This window comes from Pseudomonas sp. GQ91, from assembly GCF_059758795.1.
Map to the genome: position 1 here is coordinate 126,632 of NZ_JCAXED010000006.1, position 14,308 is coordinate 140,939.

General features: G+C 57.5%; 14 protein-coding genes. 9 read left to right on the forward strand and 5 right to left on the reverse strand.

What is annotated here, in order from left to right; translation table 11 throughout:
* Positions 1-22 precede the first annotated feature (22 nt).
* The 3 genes from AC6CIA_RS10935 to AC6CIA_RS10945 all read right to left on the reverse strand — a co-directional run bounded on the left by AC6CIA_RS10935 (position 23) and on the right by AC6CIA_RS10945 (position 2,576).
* Positions 23-868 carry a TIGR03915 family putative DNA repair protein gene (locus AC6CIA_RS10935; RefSeq protein ID WP_498311887.1) on the reverse strand — a complete coding sequence of 282 codons (846 nt, stop codon included), beginning with the start codon at positions 866-868 and terminating at the stop codon, positions 23-25.
* Positions 865-2,085, reverse strand: coding sequence for a putative DNA modification/repair radical SAM protein (locus AC6CIA_RS10940; protein WP_498311889.1), 1,221 nt, complete (start codon positions 2,083-2,085; stop codon positions 865-867). Before AC6CIA_RS10940 ends, AC6CIA_RS10935 begins: the two co-directional genes overlap by 4 nt.
* A 146-nt stretch (positions 2,086-2,231) precedes the next feature.
* Positions 2,232-2,576 carry an FKBP-type peptidyl-prolyl cis-trans isomerase gene (locus AC6CIA_RS10945; protein WP_498311891.1) on the reverse strand — a complete coding sequence of 115 codons (345 nt, stop codon included), beginning with the start codon at positions 2,574-2,576 and terminating at the stop codon, positions 2,232-2,234.
* A 239-nt stretch (positions 2,577-2,815) separates the two neighbouring features.
* On the opposite strand from AC6CIA_RS10945, the gene AC6CIA_RS10950 reads away from it, so the two are divergent.
* The 6 genes from AC6CIA_RS10950 (at position 2,816) to AC6CIA_RS10975 (ending at position 9,317) form a co-directional block, all read left to right on the forward strand.
* Entirely contained in the window at positions 2,816-4,762 is a 1,947-nt protein-coding gene (locus tag AC6CIA_RS10950; protein ID WP_498311893.1) for a flavin monoamine oxidase family protein, read from the forward strand.
* A 142-nt stretch (positions 4,763-4,904) separates the two neighbouring features.
* Positions 4,905-5,792, forward strand: coding sequence for a nitrilase family protein (locus AC6CIA_RS10955; protein ID WP_498311895.1), 888 nt, complete (start codon positions 4,905-4,907; stop codon positions 5,790-5,792).
* A gap of 14 nt (positions 5,793-5,806) precedes the next feature.
* On the forward strand, positions 5,807-6,976 hold the full coding sequence (locus AC6CIA_RS10960) for a hypothetical protein (protein ID WP_498311897.1): 1,170 nt from the start codon (positions 5,807-5,809) through the stop codon (positions 6,974-6,976).
* Positions 6,977-7,153: 177 nt separating this feature from the next.
* The gene (locus AC6CIA_RS10965) at positions 7,154-8,650 is read left to right on the forward strand and encodes a PAS domain S-box protein (RefSeq protein ID WP_498311899.1); all 1,497 of its coding nucleotides are present in this window, start codon (positions 7,154-7,156) and stop codon (positions 8,648-8,650) included.
* A 131-nt stretch (positions 8,651-8,781) separates the two neighbouring features.
* Positions 8,782-9,033, forward strand: a complete 252-nt coding sequence (locus tag AC6CIA_RS10970) for a CsbD family protein (RefSeq protein WP_498311901.1) — start codon at positions 8,782-8,784, stop codon at positions 9,031-9,033.
* 11 nt (positions 9,034-9,044) lie between these two features.
* On the forward strand, positions 9,045-9,317 hold the full coding sequence (locus AC6CIA_RS10975; protein WP_498311903.1) for a DUF1652 domain-containing protein: 273 nt from the start codon (positions 9,045-9,047) through the stop codon (positions 9,315-9,317).
* On the opposite strand, the gene AC6CIA_RS10980 is transcribed toward AC6CIA_RS10975, so the two are convergent.
* Both AC6CIA_RS10980 and AC6CIA_RS10985 read right to left on the reverse strand, forming a co-directional pair.
* Positions 9,280-10,473 (reverse strand): MFS transporter, encoded by a 1,194-nt coding sequence (locus AC6CIA_RS10980; RefSeq protein WP_498311905.1) that lies wholly within the window; start codon positions 10,471-10,473, stop codon positions 9,280-9,282. The two genes, AC6CIA_RS10975 and AC6CIA_RS10980, sit on opposite strands and share 38 nt — an antisense overlap.
* A gap of 177 nt (positions 10,474-10,650) precedes the next feature.
* Complete coding sequence (locus tag AC6CIA_RS10985; RefSeq protein ID WP_498311907.1) at positions 10,651-10,956, reverse strand: RcnB family protein; 306 nt, start codon at positions 10,954-10,956, stop codon at positions 10,651-10,653.
* A gap of 181 nt (positions 10,957-11,137) precedes the next feature.
* Between AC6CIA_RS10985 and AC6CIA_RS10990 the strand changes: the two genes are divergently transcribed.
* Genes AC6CIA_RS10990 through AC6CIA_RS11000 form a run of 3 tightly spaced genes read left to right on the forward strand, consistent with a single transcriptional unit; the run spans position 11,138 to position 14,206 of the window.
* Positions 11,138-11,695: a helix-turn-helix domain-containing protein gene (locus AC6CIA_RS10990; RefSeq protein WP_498311909.1), complete on the forward strand. Its 558-nt coding sequence runs from the start codon at positions 11,138-11,140 to the stop codon at positions 11,693-11,695.
* A gap of 22 nt (positions 11,696-11,717) precedes the next feature.
* On the forward strand, positions 11,718-13,064 hold the full coding sequence (locus tag AC6CIA_RS10995) for a glutamine synthetase family protein (RefSeq protein ID WP_498311911.1): 1,347 nt from the start codon (positions 11,718-11,720) through the stop codon (positions 13,062-13,064).
* Positions 13,065-13,108: 44 nt separating this feature from the next.
* A complete protein-coding gene (locus AC6CIA_RS11000; RefSeq protein WP_498311913.1) occupies positions 13,109-14,206 on the forward strand; it encodes a DNA alkylation repair protein in 1,098 nt (365 codons plus the stop codon).
* Positions 14,207-14,308 lie beyond the last annotated feature (102 nt).

Sequence of the window (14,308 nt, forward strand, 5' to 3'; positions counted from 1 at the left end):
CCGCCTCGCTGGCGCCCTATAGCTACGCGGGGTCCAGCCCGACGGGGGTAGAAATCCGTTTACCCGGACGCGCGGCGACGAGTTTCGCCTGCCCATCCCGTTGCTTGCCGGTACGCGCTTCGCTGATCAGTCCCGGGATCAACTTGCCTTCCGGCAAGTTCTTCCAGAACCGGCTCGGCAGATGCCCTTCCATGACTTTGGGATTCAAGCGCGCCGGATTGAACGTGTGGCTGTAATAGGTCAGCCACATAGCACCATGGGGGTCCTCGACATTTTGCGCCAGTTGCTGCCACGCCGGCGGACAGTGCCGCTGATGGATCAACTGCTCGCCGTCGTAATACACCCCGTCCAGTGGCGTGGCGATCATCCAGCGATGCCGGCCCATGCGCCCGATAAAGTGCTGGCTGGCACTGTGCAGAATATCGTGGGCCGGCTCATGCCAGGCCACGTATTCGGGCCACTCGGGCCCCGCTGCCGCGGGCACGGCAATAAAGCGTACAAATGCATGCAAGTGGTGGGCTTCACGTTGGACCTGCTTGATCCGGCGCTGCAATTCGCTGCCCAACTGGTCACCCGCCATCATCGCGGTGCGATCGCCATGACTGACGCGCCACAACACCTCGTACAACAGGCTCCAGCGCTGTTCGCCTCGATAACAGGCGGCACTTTCCAATAACGCCAGCAAAGCCTTGGGAATGCGCGCCTGGAAGGGACCGTTGTGCGGCGGATATTGCTCGTCGGTGGCGAACAGGTCCGCCACTTCCGCCTTGCCCCAACTGACGTGGCTGGGATCAACCTGATGACTGAGCAGCCAACGGGTCTGCTCCCGCCAGGTACTGAAAAGGTTGTCGCATTCCAGGCTGATCATCCCCAAAGTCCCATCTGTTGTGGTTGCGGACGATCACGCAACTGTTCACGCAGCAGCACACTGGTGCTTTCCGCCTGTTGGGGATGGTAATCACTGGTGATGAAAAACGGTTTGGCCTTGGCCAGCACGCAACGCATCCGCGCCAGGTCGTCAAAGCGAATCCTGCGCTGGCGGCGCAGCTCCACCAAACGTTCGGTGGTACGCAGGCCGATACCGGGAATCCGCGCGATCAAGGTGGCGTCGGCGCGGTTCAGGTCCAACGGGAATACCTCACGGTGCTCCAACGCCCACGCCAGCTTGGGGTCGATATCCAGCGCCAGGTGGCCCGGCCCCTGGAACAGCTCATTGGCGCGGAAACCATAACTGCGCAACAGGAAGTCCGCCTGGTACAAACGATGCTCGCGCATCAATGGCGGCGCGGCCAGGGGCACGCTTTTCGGGCTGTTGGGGATCGGGCTGAACGCCGAGTAATAGACCCGGCGCAACTTGAAATTGCCGTACAGCGTTTCTGCCCCATGAAGAATCGTGCTGTCGTCAGTCTCGTCAGCGCCGACAATCATCTGCGTGCTTTGCCCTGCGGGTGCAAAACGTGGCGCACGCGGCTCGTTAAGTACTGCCTGCTCACCCGTGAAGATGGTCTTCATGGCCTGTTTGATCGAGCCGATCTGCTTTTCAGGTGCCAGGGTTTGCAGGCTTTGATCGGTGGGCAGCTCGATATTCACGCTCAGGCGATCGGCATAACGCCCAGCCTCGGCAATCAACGCCGGGTCGGCTTCCGGAATGGTCTTGAGGTGGATATAGCCCCGGAAGTCATGCTCCTCGCGCAATAGCTTGGCCACCCGCACCAATTGTTCCATGGTGTAGTCGGCCGAACGGATAATCCCTGAGCTGAGAAACAACCCACTGACACAATTGCGCCGGTAGAAATCCAGGGTCAGCGTCACCACCTCCTCCGGACTGAACCGCGCACGCGGCACGTCACTGGAGCGACGATTGACGCAGTACTGGCAGTCATAGAGGCAGAAATTGGTCAGCAACACCTTGAGCAACGACACGCAGCGGCCATCAGGCGTATAGCTATGACAGATCCCCATGCCGTCGGTCGAGCCCAACCCCGACTTGCCCTCGGAACTGCGCTTGGGCGCGCCGCTGCTGGCACAGGACGCGTCATATTTGGCGGCGTCGGCGAGAATGCTGAGCTTTTCGATCAACTGCATGGAGGGCTACCGAATACTGGTTTTTTGTACAGTATCAGCAGCAGCGAGGACGGTTCAAGTGAATCGGGTTGAACGGTCAGTCCGTTTTCAGGTTACATCCAACAGATCCCAACCCAAGGGCACTGTCGACGCTCGAACCCAAGCCTTCAATCATCCCGCGTCAGCACTTCCAGCAGCTCAATCTCAAAGCGCAGGTTGCTATGGGGTTTGATATGCGCGCCCATCGTCCGCTCGCCATAGGCCAAGTGAGCCGGTACAAACAGGGTCCGGACACCGCCGACCTTCATTCCGATTAATCCCTGATCCCAGCCCTTGATCACCCGGCCCGTCCCAATCACGCACTGAAACGGCTTGCCCCGGTCCCAGGAGGAATCAAACACCGTGCCATCTTCCAGGGTGCCGGTGTATTGCGTGGTGATCAGGGCTCCCTTCACCACGGCCTTGCCGTCGCCCAAGCGGATATCGGTGATTTGAAGTGCTTCGTGGGTCATTGCTTGCTCTCGTCAAGGCGGCTCTGGTTTCGCTCAGGGCAACGTTCTCTCAAAGATTGGCAGGATTGGCAAGCACAATTAAACGCGTAAAAATGCTCTCCCAAAACCGCATGCCGTCCTCCTACAAATAATCACGAATAACCTCGTTGAAAATAACTGGATGACCGATATTATTCCTCCCAGAGAATAATGATCCTTAACGGTGAAACAACCGAAACCACTTGTTAAGGACTCTCAATATGACGATTGGATCTGACTTCAATTATCCCGCCGATATTGCAGCGAAGCGATCACGTTCAAAAAGGTCGCCAGAGCGCAAATGGCGTGGCCGTTTCCCCAACCCTCCTGATTTATGCTTCGATTATCGGGCGCTGGTAGAGTTAGAAAACGGTATTGCCACAGCAGTTAAAACCGATCATAAAATATGTATTATCGGTGCAGGTATAACTGGACTCACCACGGCAAGAGAACTTTACCGCTGTGGTTTTACTCACATCACCTTATTGGAAAAATCTAAACGAATAGGTGGTAGACACCTCACCACTCTTGGAAACCACAACTCCAACACTTTAGGTCGCCCGCCATTTGAAATGGGCGCTATGCGCATGCCGTTTTTTAACAGATCGGACGAGCCACCCCACGAAGGGCGATCGTTAATGGCTTACTACGCCAACGAATTCGAACTGTTTTCGACAAACTTTCCCAACCCTGGAAGCCCATGGGTGAAATCAACGGGTATTTACCTACGCGAAGGAAGCATTGACGGCGCCCCACAGCCCACCATGCTGATTTGGAAAAACGAGGACGCTGCGACACCTCCCCCTGGAAAGGAACTCGGCGCCGTTTATGCAAAATGGAAAATCTTCGCCGAGCGCATGACGCAAAAAATAGAGCAGTTCTACGCTGGTGAACAATGGGAAGTCTTTTGGAGCGCGATCGTTGAAAAATACGAAAGCATTTCGTTTCGCGACTTGGTAAAGATGCCAGCAATTACAACCTGGAACGTAGAAAATCCGGGAGACTTTGGTGGAATGGGAATGACCGCGCAAGAGTCTGCCATATTCTATGCCATCGGGATTGGTGACGGTAGTTGGGGCGCTTTCTACGACATATGTTCACTGTACCCCCTACGTACCGCGATCTTCGGTTTCAGCAGCCATCTGCAATTGATACACGGGCGCGTCAAGCCAGACGGCGGTGTTTTAGAGTCGCCTTACTTGCACCACTCGGCCATTTTCGACTCACGCGGCCTGCAGTTCAACGCACCCAATTATATCGGGCTTGCCGCACTTGCGGATTGCCTGTTGTATCTAAGACACTCAAAAACCAAAAAATCATTATATGAGCACCTGAAAGAAACAACAAACGGCTTGCTTACCGACTCCGCAGTGACCAAACTCACCAAGCTACCCAACGGCAAAATACGCGTTCACTATGACTGGCATTCAAGTTCGGCAACGTCTATGGAAAAATGCAACGAAGACTTCGACTCGGTAATCATGACATTACCTTCATGGCTGATCGAAACCCAGATAACGCTTGAAAACTTCGACCAGGACATGCTTCCGTTCACTGTAATAAACGCCTACAAAACGGCCCACTGGGAAACCAGCTGCAAAGTATTTGCGCCCTTGAAGAAGACTTTACTTTCCAAAACGACAAACATTCCTCAAATTATAATCACCGACAGCTTCATTCATGATGTCTATATGTATCGCTACAGTGAGCACTTCACTTACGACTGCATCCTGCTGAGTTACACCTGGGAGGACGACGCTACAAAACTATCCCTTTTCAATGACAGAGAACTGGTCACTCGGTGCATTGAGGAACTGGATAGAATACTGATGAACTCAGTCAATATAGGAGAAAAAATATCTCCTTATATCGGCCACGAACAAGCCGTCGTCCAACGCTGGATCAGTGACAAAAATTCACTTGGTTGCGCCAAGCTGTATAGACCTGGAACGTACTATGAGGCAGTGAACCTGATGAAATACAACAGAGACTTCTCGCATAAATCCGGGCTGTATCTTTGTGGTGAGTCATTTTCAGTCGACGCTGGCTGGACGGAACCGTGCTTCAGAGGCGCCGTGGACACCGTGATAAACATCTGCAATAAAACCAACGCCCTCTTCAACGGAGGCTTTTCGATGCACGATTACCCGGAGTACATAACCGTTTAATTAGTTCAGATCTTTTGCAAGAATAGATTATCAGAACAGAACTACATTCCAGCAGGAATGCTCCGACTTTTATTTAAACACTTTGTCGACTCTTATAAACATCAACCATCCCCGGTTGCATAACAATAAGAGGTCACCCGCAATGAGCGAACCAACAAGCCCCGTGCGCGTCGCTGTCGTGCAGTTCGATCCACAGGTCGGTCTGGAGCACCGCGAACGCAATCTGCAACAAAGCCTGGCGCTGGCCGCCGAGGCGGTAAACGGTGGGGCCAACCTGATCGTGCTGCCTGAGCTTTCGAGCTGCGGCTACTTCTTCAGTAGTCGCCAGGATGCATTCGATCATGCCGAGACCATTCCCGAGGGAGCCAGTGTGCGGGCCTGGATCACATTCGCCGCCACGCATCAGGTGTACCTGGTGGCCGGGCTGAACGAAATCGAGGGTCGGCAGTTGTTCAATACGGCGGTATTGCTCGGGCCGGATGGATTTGTCGGCAAATACCGCAAGGCTCATTTGTGGAATCTGGAAAAACTCTGGTTCACCCCCGGCAACCTGGGTTTCCCGGTATTTGAAACGCCGATAGGACGTATCGGCCTGTTGATCTGCTGGGACATCTGGTTCCCGGAGGTGCCGCGCATTCTCAGTCAGCAAGGCGCCGATATCATTTGCAGCCTCAACAACTGGGTGTGGACGCCGCCGCCCCTGTTCGACGAAGCCGGCAAATGCATGGCGTCTTACCTGACCATGACCGCCGCTCACGTCAACAATGTGTTTATCGCAGCCGCCAGCCGAATCGGTGAGGAGCGCGACGCCCGTTACCTGGGTTGCTCGCTGATAGCCGGGACCAATGGCTGGCCAATCGGCAAGGTGGCCTCCGCCAACCGCCAGGAAATCCTGTTCGCCGATATCGACCTCACCAGCGCCCGCAGCGCTCCGATCTGGAACAGCCTCAACGACCTGCAACGGGATCGACGCAATGATCTTTACGATCAGATGCTTGGCTACGCCCAACATCCCGCCCTGCCGCGCTGACCGGAGGGTGAACCATGGGAATCCTACTCACCAGACCCGCCACCGTCCGGTCGCGGGCCGACAATATCGTGATTGTGCTGGGGATCATCAGTGCGCTGCTGATCCTCGGTTTTTCATTCAGCCAACAGGGCTCCTGGCCAAGCTACACCGATATGCTGAACAGCTTTCCCGATCCCGGCGCCTGGCTGCGCTGGGTATTGGGAGATATCAGCGAATTCGCTTTTTACAAACATGAACTCGCCTCCCTGGGTTTGCTGGCCGGCGCCTATCTGGCGTGGGCGGCCAGTCGAACCGGAAAGACCTGGCAAGGGTTTACCATCAGCTACGGCAGTGGACTGTGGCCGTGGCTGGTGACCAGCTCGCTGCTGGGTCTGCTGCTGAGCAATCTGTTGTGGGGCTGGACGGTCACTGCCGACGCCTGGCAACCGACTTTCGCGGCGTTTGTTTCATTGCCCGCGGCGATGGTGCTGATGTTTGGCGGGGGCTGGAAAGTAACGCTCAATGGCGCGTTGCTGGGGGCATTGCTGGTCACGCCGATGTGCCTGCTGATCGTCAATTTTGTCTGCGTACCGCTGGGGTTGCCGGTGGTAATCGGCAATGTGCTGGGCATGGCCGTTGGCAGCGTGATTGCCTTCGTGGTCTGTCGCCACGTGCCGATACTGGTCCGCTCTGACTATATTGCGCCATCCAGGCCGATGCTCATCAAGCCACCCAGCTATGGGGTGGCATGGAGCCTGCGAAGGGTCCTCGCGGACTTTTCCGAAGCGCCGTTCTTCGGCAATGAACTGGCGAGCCTGGGTTTGCTGGCGGGCGTGTGGCTGGCGTATGCCTTGAATCCGGCCAGCGCGGCCTACGGCTCGGGATGGGTCCCGCACCTGATAGGCGCGCAGGCGCTGACCTCGGCGCTGGGCGTAGTGATTTGGCGCAGTCAGTGGATCAAGCGCGGCTGGTATCCAACGTACGTGCCGCTGGTTTCAGTCGTGCCTGCCGCGGTGCTGACCCACGGCACCAGCGCGATGGTCATTGGCTCAAGCGCAGTGCTTGGGGCGCTGATTGCACCGCCATTGGCGTGTGCGATCGCGGGCAGGTTACCGGCGTACTTTCATCCGTATATCGGCAATGTGATCTCGATGGCATTGAGTAGCTTGCTGATTGTGCCCGTCGTCGGATGGCTGATCGCGTAAAACATGCAGGAGCCAGGCAGGCTCGGCTCCTGCACTTTTCGGCCTGCGGCCTGCTCCGGTCCCGGGACAATTGCACGAGCGTTCCGGGTGCATCGGCCCCATCGAGCCTGCACATGCCCTGCACTATCGTAAGGGCCGGGTGTCGTACTGTTCATGTGACCTTTTTCCGGAGAAACCATGAGCCAGGCCGTCCTCGCCTCAGAAACCAATCGCCGCCAATTGCAGCAGATCATTTCCGGACTGTCCGATGGGGTGATTCTCGCCGAGCTGGATCAAACCATTCTCTGGGCCAACGAGGCCGCGCTGACCATGCACGGCCTGGACGACATTAGCGCGCTGGGAGCCAATACTGGCGAATATGCCGAGCGATTTGCCTTGCGCTATCGCAACAATCATTCGCTGCCGCTGGATAGCTACCCGTTGAGCCGAGTCGCTAACGGTGAGGAGTTCAGCGATGTCGTGGTGGAAGTCACGCCGGCCGCCGACCCCGAGCGGACGTGGGTACACCGCCTGCGCAGCCTGGTGCTCACCAACAGCGCCGGCAAGCCCGAACTGTTGGTGTTGATCTTGAGTGACGCCACCGAATGGGCCAGCGCCGAACAGCGCTTTGAAAAGACCTTCAACGCCAATCCGGCGCCGGCCGTGATCTGCCGCTTGAGTGACCTGCGCTACATCAAGGTCAACCAGGGCTTTCTGGAGATGACCGGCTACAACCGCGATCAAGTGATCGGCCGCTCGGTCTATGAACTCGACGTCTTGGAGCAGGCCGAACGCAAGGCGTTGGCGATCCAGCGCCTGGGCGAAGGTTCGACCATCCCGCAAATGCAGGCCGAACTGAAATTGCCTGACGGTAGCAGCAAACTGGTGATTGTCGCCGGTCAGCCATTGGACATGAGCGATGAGGACTGCATGCTGTTTTCCTTCACGGATCTGGAACCTCGGCGCAAGGCCGAAATTGCCCTGCGCCAAAGTGAAGAGCGTTTTGCCAAGTCGTTCCGACTGACGCCGGTACCGACCCTGGTGTGCGATGCGGGCAATCAGCAAGTGGTCGACGTCAACGAAGCCTTTATGAACATTACCGGCTATACCAGTGAAGAGTTGATTGGTAAATCCATCGCGGACATTGACTTTATTGACAACAGCGACGCCTGCGCGCAGTTGTTCGCCCTCCTGGAGAAAGTCGGCAGTCTCGACAGTGAGGACCTCCAGATCCGTAAAAAAGGCAACGAACTGATTGATTGTGTGGTGTCTGCCGACACCGTCACTCTTCAGGACACCACCTGTTACTTGCTGGTGATGATGGACATCACCGAGCGCAAGCGCTCAGAGCTGGAGTTGGTGACCGCCATCGAAGAAGTGATGCAGGACGCCTCGTGGTTCAGCCAGACCCTGATTGAAAAGCTGGCCAATGCCAAAAGCGTCAACAGGCCCAATCTGTCGAACGTCTCTTTCACCGATCTCACCGCCCGTGAACGCGACGTTCTCGGGTTGATCTGCGAAGGTCTGGCCGACAAGGAGATTGCTTCGCGCCTGAAACTCGCCCCCAACACCGTGCGCAACCATGTCGCCACGGTGTACTCCAAACTTGGCGTACACAGCCGCAGCGCCGCCATCGTCTGGGCACGCGAGCGGGGTCTGTTTGCCGGCGAACGCCGAACGAAGGCGGCAAAATAAGGTGCAAATGCACTAGAGCAATCAGTGCAAATTCGCCTTATTGCACGCCGGCGGACGCCTTAACCTTCAAGGGTAGGCACAGGTCTTGTGATCCTGTGCCGTGGCTTTTCATACCCTAGAAGGAGAACACCATGAAAGCTGAACAGGTTAAAGGCGGCGCGGAAAAATTGCTGGGCAAGGCCCAGGATTTTCTCGGCGAACTGACCCATGACGAACAACTACAGACCGAGGGAGTCGCTCGTCAGGCAGCCGGCCAACTGCAGCAGACCTATGGCAACGCACTCGACGAGGTCAGTGATTTTGCCAGGCGCAAACCCCTCGCCAGCATCGCGATCGTGGCTGGCGTGGGTATGTTGCTGGGTCTGTTGTTGCGTCGCCGTTGAGGGGAGCCTGCATGTTTACCCTCGCCCAACTGCGTAACTGCATTGAAGAAGGTTTGTCACCGCTGACCTGCGAATTCACGCTGTGCCGCGACGCCTCACTGACCTTGAAAGTGTTCGACGCCGACAGTGGGCGCGTGGACCTGGTGGTCACCGGAATCAGCGTCAACAAGCTCAAGACCCCGCAAGACGTGGCGAACATGGTCGATGAGTTGCGGTACGAGCTGCAAAGCAACACCGTGGGCATGCTCAATCTGGCTGGCGACTCTGCAACGACGAACCAATGAAGTAGAACATCCCTCCCCCGACAATAAACATCGCCAGCATGTAGAACATGTAGTGGGCCGGCAGGCTGGCCAGCACCAGCCCACATAACACCGGCCCCAGCGCCGCCCCCAGGTTGGAGAGGTTTTGCGCGCCGTAGTACATGCCCCTCAGGGAATCCGGGGCGATCCGGTCGATAAACATGTACTCGGCGGGAAACACGATAATTTCGCCCACGGTGAACACCGCCATGGACACCACCCACCACCACACACTGGTGGACAGCGCAAAACCAATCACCCCCAGCATGAACATGCCCAGTCCCAGGATCAGCCACCGGCTCAAGTGGCGGTGAGATATCTGCCGACCAATCACATATTGCAGCGCAATCACCAGCACAGCGTTGGTGGTCAAGATGGCGCTGATGACGGTGTAGGTATATTCCGCACTGGAAGTGGTCACCAGATACTGGGACAGGTAAGCCGTGAATTGACCGAATACCACCGCACTGAGCAAGCCGCCGAGGGTGAAACACACCAGGCGATGGTCGCGCAGCAACACCCGGCCGACGGCGAGGAACGACACCGGCTTTTGCGTGGTATCAACGGTGGCAAGCGTCCGGTCCCCCCAGCGCCAATACAGCAGGAAAAACCCCACGCCCAGTACCGCCGACAACACAAACGGCAGGCTCATATCGGCCTTGGCAATCATCGCCCCAAAAAAAGGCCCTACGGCGTAACCGATATTGGTCAGGGTGTACTTGATGGAAAACACTTCGCTGCGCGCTTCGAGGGGCAACAGGCTGGCGAAACCGGCCTTGACCGCGATGTCGATCACCGCATAGGCCAGGTTGATCAGGATCAGGCAACTGTAGAAAAGCCAAAGGTCGCGAGCCAGTAGCGTGCCGACAAACCCCAGCACAAACAGCAGGCTCAGGCCCAGCAGCAGCCGATAACTGCTGACCCGGTCCACCAGAAAGCCGCCGTACACACTCAATAAAGAGCCGACAATCAGCGAACTGCCAATCACCAGCCCGACTTCACTGATGTCCAGGGCAAAGTGGCTGGACAGGTAAATCACCATATAGGGAAAGGTAATTGCCTTGGCCAGGGTCAGCATCAGCGTGGCCGACAGCAGCAGCTTCACGGTGCGTGGGTAGTTTCTTATGGTGGTCAGCATCCTGCACTCTGTCTCCGAAGGCACTCATTCCACAGCCCATTGCGGGTGGGAATGCGCAGCTACCTTACCTCAGGAAGAGCGGGAAAAAATGCGCTTTTATGCATTCATGCATGTAATTTTTCAATACCTCGTTCAAGCGGGATGAACGGCCACCGACCGCCACCCCGCTCGGTAACATTATTTGGCCGAGGTGATATCGAGGATGGTGCCATTGGTGATCTTCACCAACACATAGCGGTCGTTGACCCGCGCCCACTGACTGTCCTCGACGGGTTGCTTCAGGCCGCGCTTTTTCCAGTCGCCAATCGCCGATTCCTTGCGTACCAGAATATCCGGCGCACGGTCACCGACTTTCAGATCCCGGTTATTGATGTTCGAGGGCTCCACGGTTTTTTGCGGGCTGTCCTCGGCCTGCACGGTAAGGCTGGCAGCGGACAAGCTCGCGGCGACCAGCAAGCTGGCAATCAGGGACGTTGCTTTCATGGGGACTCCTCAATGAACAATGCGTACCCAACTTCCGACCGCGGGTGCCTGCAAACATTCACCTGAATGTCTGCAGGCTTGCCCCCGGGACGCTGGTCTTCTTTACTCGGCGATTGCACCCATGAAATTAATCCTGTAATTTTTCATGAAATTTCATGAATAGATTTTCATCAGCTTTCCCATGGACAAACAAGCCGAACTCGACGCGCTGGCAATCCTGATCCACGACCTGCGCAAGCACAAGAAGCTCACCCTGGCCCAACTGGCGCAACAGATCGAGCGTTCCGTGGGTTTCCTGTCACAGGTCGAACGCGGCCTGTCGCGCCCGACGGTGGCCGACCTGACCGCCATCAGCCACGCGCTGGACGTACCCACCACCTATTTCTACAGCCTGCCCAAACCCAAGGCGGTGAATTGGGTGACTCGTCCGAACGAGCGGCGCACGGTGTACTACGCCAATGGCATCACCGACATTCTGGTCTCGCCGAGCATGCAGGGCGCGTTTTCGATCCTCGACAGCCTGCTGGAGCCCGGTGCCAACAGCGGCGAGCAAACCATGAGCGACCGCGCCGAACAGGCCGGTTATGTGCTGGAAGGTCAATTGACGCTTTGGGTCGAAGGCGAGGCCGAAGCGGTCACTCTCGGTCCCGGCGACGGCTTCCATCTGGCCAGTTTCGCCCATTGCCGCTACGCCAATCTGACCGACCTGCCGACCCGCGTACTGTGGGTCTATAACTGAGGCACACCCAGGAGCACCACCCGTGAAAAGCCCATCCTCCACGCTGCTGGCCGAAGTGCGGACGTTTCGCCAGAATCACCCGGACGTGCGTTATGTGGACCTGATTTCCCTGGATATTCCGGGACATTTCTATGGCAAGCGCTACCCGGTGGAGATGCTCGAAAAGGTCGCCACCGGCAGTCCTCTGAAGCTGCCGCAGAACGCTGTGTTGCTGGGAGCCCAGGGCGGCTTGTTCAAGATCGGCGACTATTGCTTCCACGACGGCGACCCGGACGCCAACCGGCGCCTGGTGCCCGGCACACTCAAGCCGGTGAGCTGGGAAGCACAACCGTTGGGGCAGATGCTGATCACCTCCGACGGCACCGCGGCGCCCATCGAATTCGAACCCCGCGAAGTACTGGCCAAGGTCCTTGAGCGGCTGCACGGCAAGGGCATTCATCCGGTGGTCGCGTTCGAGCTGGAGTTCTACCTGTTCGATAGACAGCTCGTCGACGGACTGCCGCAATTCGCCCGCGACCCATTGAGCGATGACCCTGACGACCAGCCCACGCTGCACATCGAACGGCTCTCGCGCTTCGCCCCGGTGCTCGACGACATGGTGCAGACCGCCCAGGCCCAGGGGATCGACACCACGGTGATCACCGCCGAACTGGGCCCTGGCCAGTTTGAAATCAACTTCGGCCACCTGGACGACGGTCTGCGCGCCGCCGACTGGGCTGCCCTGTTCTGCCGCAGCACACGCGGCGTGGCCCTCAAGCACGGTTATCGCGCCAGTTTCATGGGCAAGCCGTACCTGCAACATCCGGGCAGCGGCATGCATGTGCACGTCAGCCTCTACGATGCCGCAGGCAACAACCTGCTGGCGGCACACCAGCAGCAACCGTTGCGCCATGCCGTGGCGGGTTGCCTGGAACTGCTGCCACACTGCATGCCGATTTTCTCACCCAATCACAACGCCTTCCGCCGCCTCGGCGGTACGGTCAACGCGGCCACCAAGGCCTGCTGGGGTTATGAGGACCGTGACGCTTGCGTGCGTATTCCGGAGTCCGATCCGCGCAACCTGCGCATCGAGCACCGACTCGCCAGCGCCGATGCCAATCCTTACCTGGTGCTGGCGGCGATCCTGGTGGGCCTCGAACATGGCCTGCAAGCTGGCCGCGAACCCATCGCTCCGTTGAACGAAAACCGTGACAGCGGCCACGCTTTCCCCCTGGAAATGCTGGAAGCGGTACGCACCATGCAGTCGCAACCGATCCTGCGTGACGGCTTGGGCGCGGAGTTTGTCGACGTGTATTGTGAAAACAAGCGCCAGGATCATCTGGCTTTCCAGCAAGAGATCCATGCACGGGAATACCGCTGGTATCTATAGTAAATAACGTTTGATCAGTACCCACTCAACCCTGCGGATTGTCCATGACCGAGCAAAGCGCCCCCGCCCTCAAGGAAATGTTCAACCTCGAGCGCCTGCAACACATCGCCACGCAAATGAGTGCGGTGTACCCGGCGTTCGACGCCAATGGATTTCTCGAGCACGCCAAACGGGATTTGGCCGCGTTGTCAGTGATGCAGCGCATGGCCCGCGTCAGTCAAAGCCTGCACGCGGTGATCCCACTGGACTACCCGCAAACGCTCAGGCACCTGTATGCGTTGGCGCCACGCCTGAACAGCGGTTTCGTCAGCCTGTTCCTGCCGCATTACGTGGCGCATTACGGTCTTGATGACTTCGAGCGCTCCATGGCAGCACTCAAATACTTCACCACCTTCGGCTCTGCCGAGTTCGCCATTCGGCATTTTCTGCTCAAGGATTTCGACCGCACCCTGGCGGTGATGCAACAGTGGTCGCAAGATGACAACGAGCACGTCCGCCGACTCGCCAGTGAAGGCTCGCGGCCTCGCCTGCCCTGGTCGTTTCGCCTGGCCCGGGTGCAAACCGATCCGGGCCTGTGTGCGTCGATTCTCGATAACCTCAAGGCAGACAGCAGCCTGTATGTGCGCAAGTCCGTGGCCAATCACCTGAATGACATCACTAAAGACCATCCCGACTGGGTTCTGGATCTGCTTGAGGGCTGGTCGCTGGACAACCCCCACACGGCGTGGATTGTCCGCCATGCCTTACGCAGCCTGATCAAGCAAGGTAATACTCGGGCGCTGACAATCATCGGTGCCGGTGCCAGGGCCGAGGTCAGGATTCACCAATTCCGCGTCGAACCGAGGGTGATTCGCCTGGGTGAACGCATCAACCTGTCATTTACCCTGGAATCCGTCGCCGCCACGCCACAGAAGCTGGTGGTGGATTACGCCATCGATTACGTCAAAAGCGCCGGCCACAGCGCCGCCAAAGTGTTCAAGCTCAAAGCCTTTACCCTGGAGGCAGGTGCACAGCACCCGATACGACGCACTCAACACATTCGCGACATGACCACCCGCAAGCACTATCCCGGCACACACACGGTGCATGTGCTGGTGAACGGCGAACGCATCGGCAGTGCCGACTTCGAGCTGTCAAACTGACCCTTCCCACAACAAAAAAGGCTCTATCTCGGGCCTTTCAGCCCTATTCCTTGTCCGACAATACTGGCCTTCGGTGTTGAGATCGATTATCATCCAGCGCCT

Coding starts and splice junctions, on each gene's coding strand:
- AC6CIA_RS10935 (WP_498311887.1), bottom strand. CDS start 868: ATGATCAGCCTGGAATGCGACAACCTTTTCAGTACCTGGCGGGAGCAG.
- AC6CIA_RS10940 (WP_498311889.1), bottom strand. CDS start 2,085: ATGCAGTTGATCGAAAAGCTCAGCATTCTCGCCGACGCCGCCAAATAT.
- AC6CIA_RS10945 (WP_498311891.1), bottom strand. CDS start 2,576: ATGACCCACGAAGCACTTCAAATCACCGATATCCGCTTGGGCGACGGC.
- AC6CIA_RS10950 (WP_498311893.1), top strand. CDS start 2,816: ATGACGATTGGATCTGACTTCAATTATCCCGCCGATATTGCAGCGAAG.
- AC6CIA_RS10955 (WP_498311895.1), top strand. CDS start 4,905: ATGAGCGAACCAACAAGCCCCGTGCGCGTCGCTGTCGTGCAGTTCGAT.
- AC6CIA_RS10960 (WP_498311897.1), top strand. CDS start 5,807: ATGGGAATCCTACTCACCAGACCCGCCACCGTCCGGTCGCGGGCCGAC.
- AC6CIA_RS10965 (WP_498311899.1), top strand. CDS start 7,154: ATGAGCCAGGCCGTCCTCGCCTCAGAAACCAATCGCCGCCAATTGCAG.
- AC6CIA_RS10970 (WP_498311901.1), top strand. CDS start 8,782: ATGAAAGCTGAACAGGTTAAAGGCGGCGCGGAAAAATTGCTGGGCAAG.
- AC6CIA_RS10975 (WP_498311903.1), top strand. CDS start 9,045: ATGTTTACCCTCGCCCAACTGCGTAACTGCATTGAAGAAGGTTTGTCA.
- AC6CIA_RS10980 (WP_498311905.1), bottom strand. CDS start 10,473: ATGCTGACCACCATAAGAAACTACCCACGCACCGTGAAGCTGCTGCTG.
- AC6CIA_RS10985 (WP_498311907.1), bottom strand. CDS start 10,956: ATGAAAGCAACGTCCCTGATTGCCAGCTTGCTGGTCGCCGCGAGCTTG.
- AC6CIA_RS10990 (WP_498311909.1), top strand. CDS start 11,138: ATGGACAAACAAGCCGAACTCGACGCGCTGGCAATCCTGATCCACGAC.
- AC6CIA_RS11000 (WP_498311913.1), top strand. CDS start 13,109: ATGACCGAGCAAAGCGCCCCCGCCCTCAAGGAAATGTTCAACCTCGAG.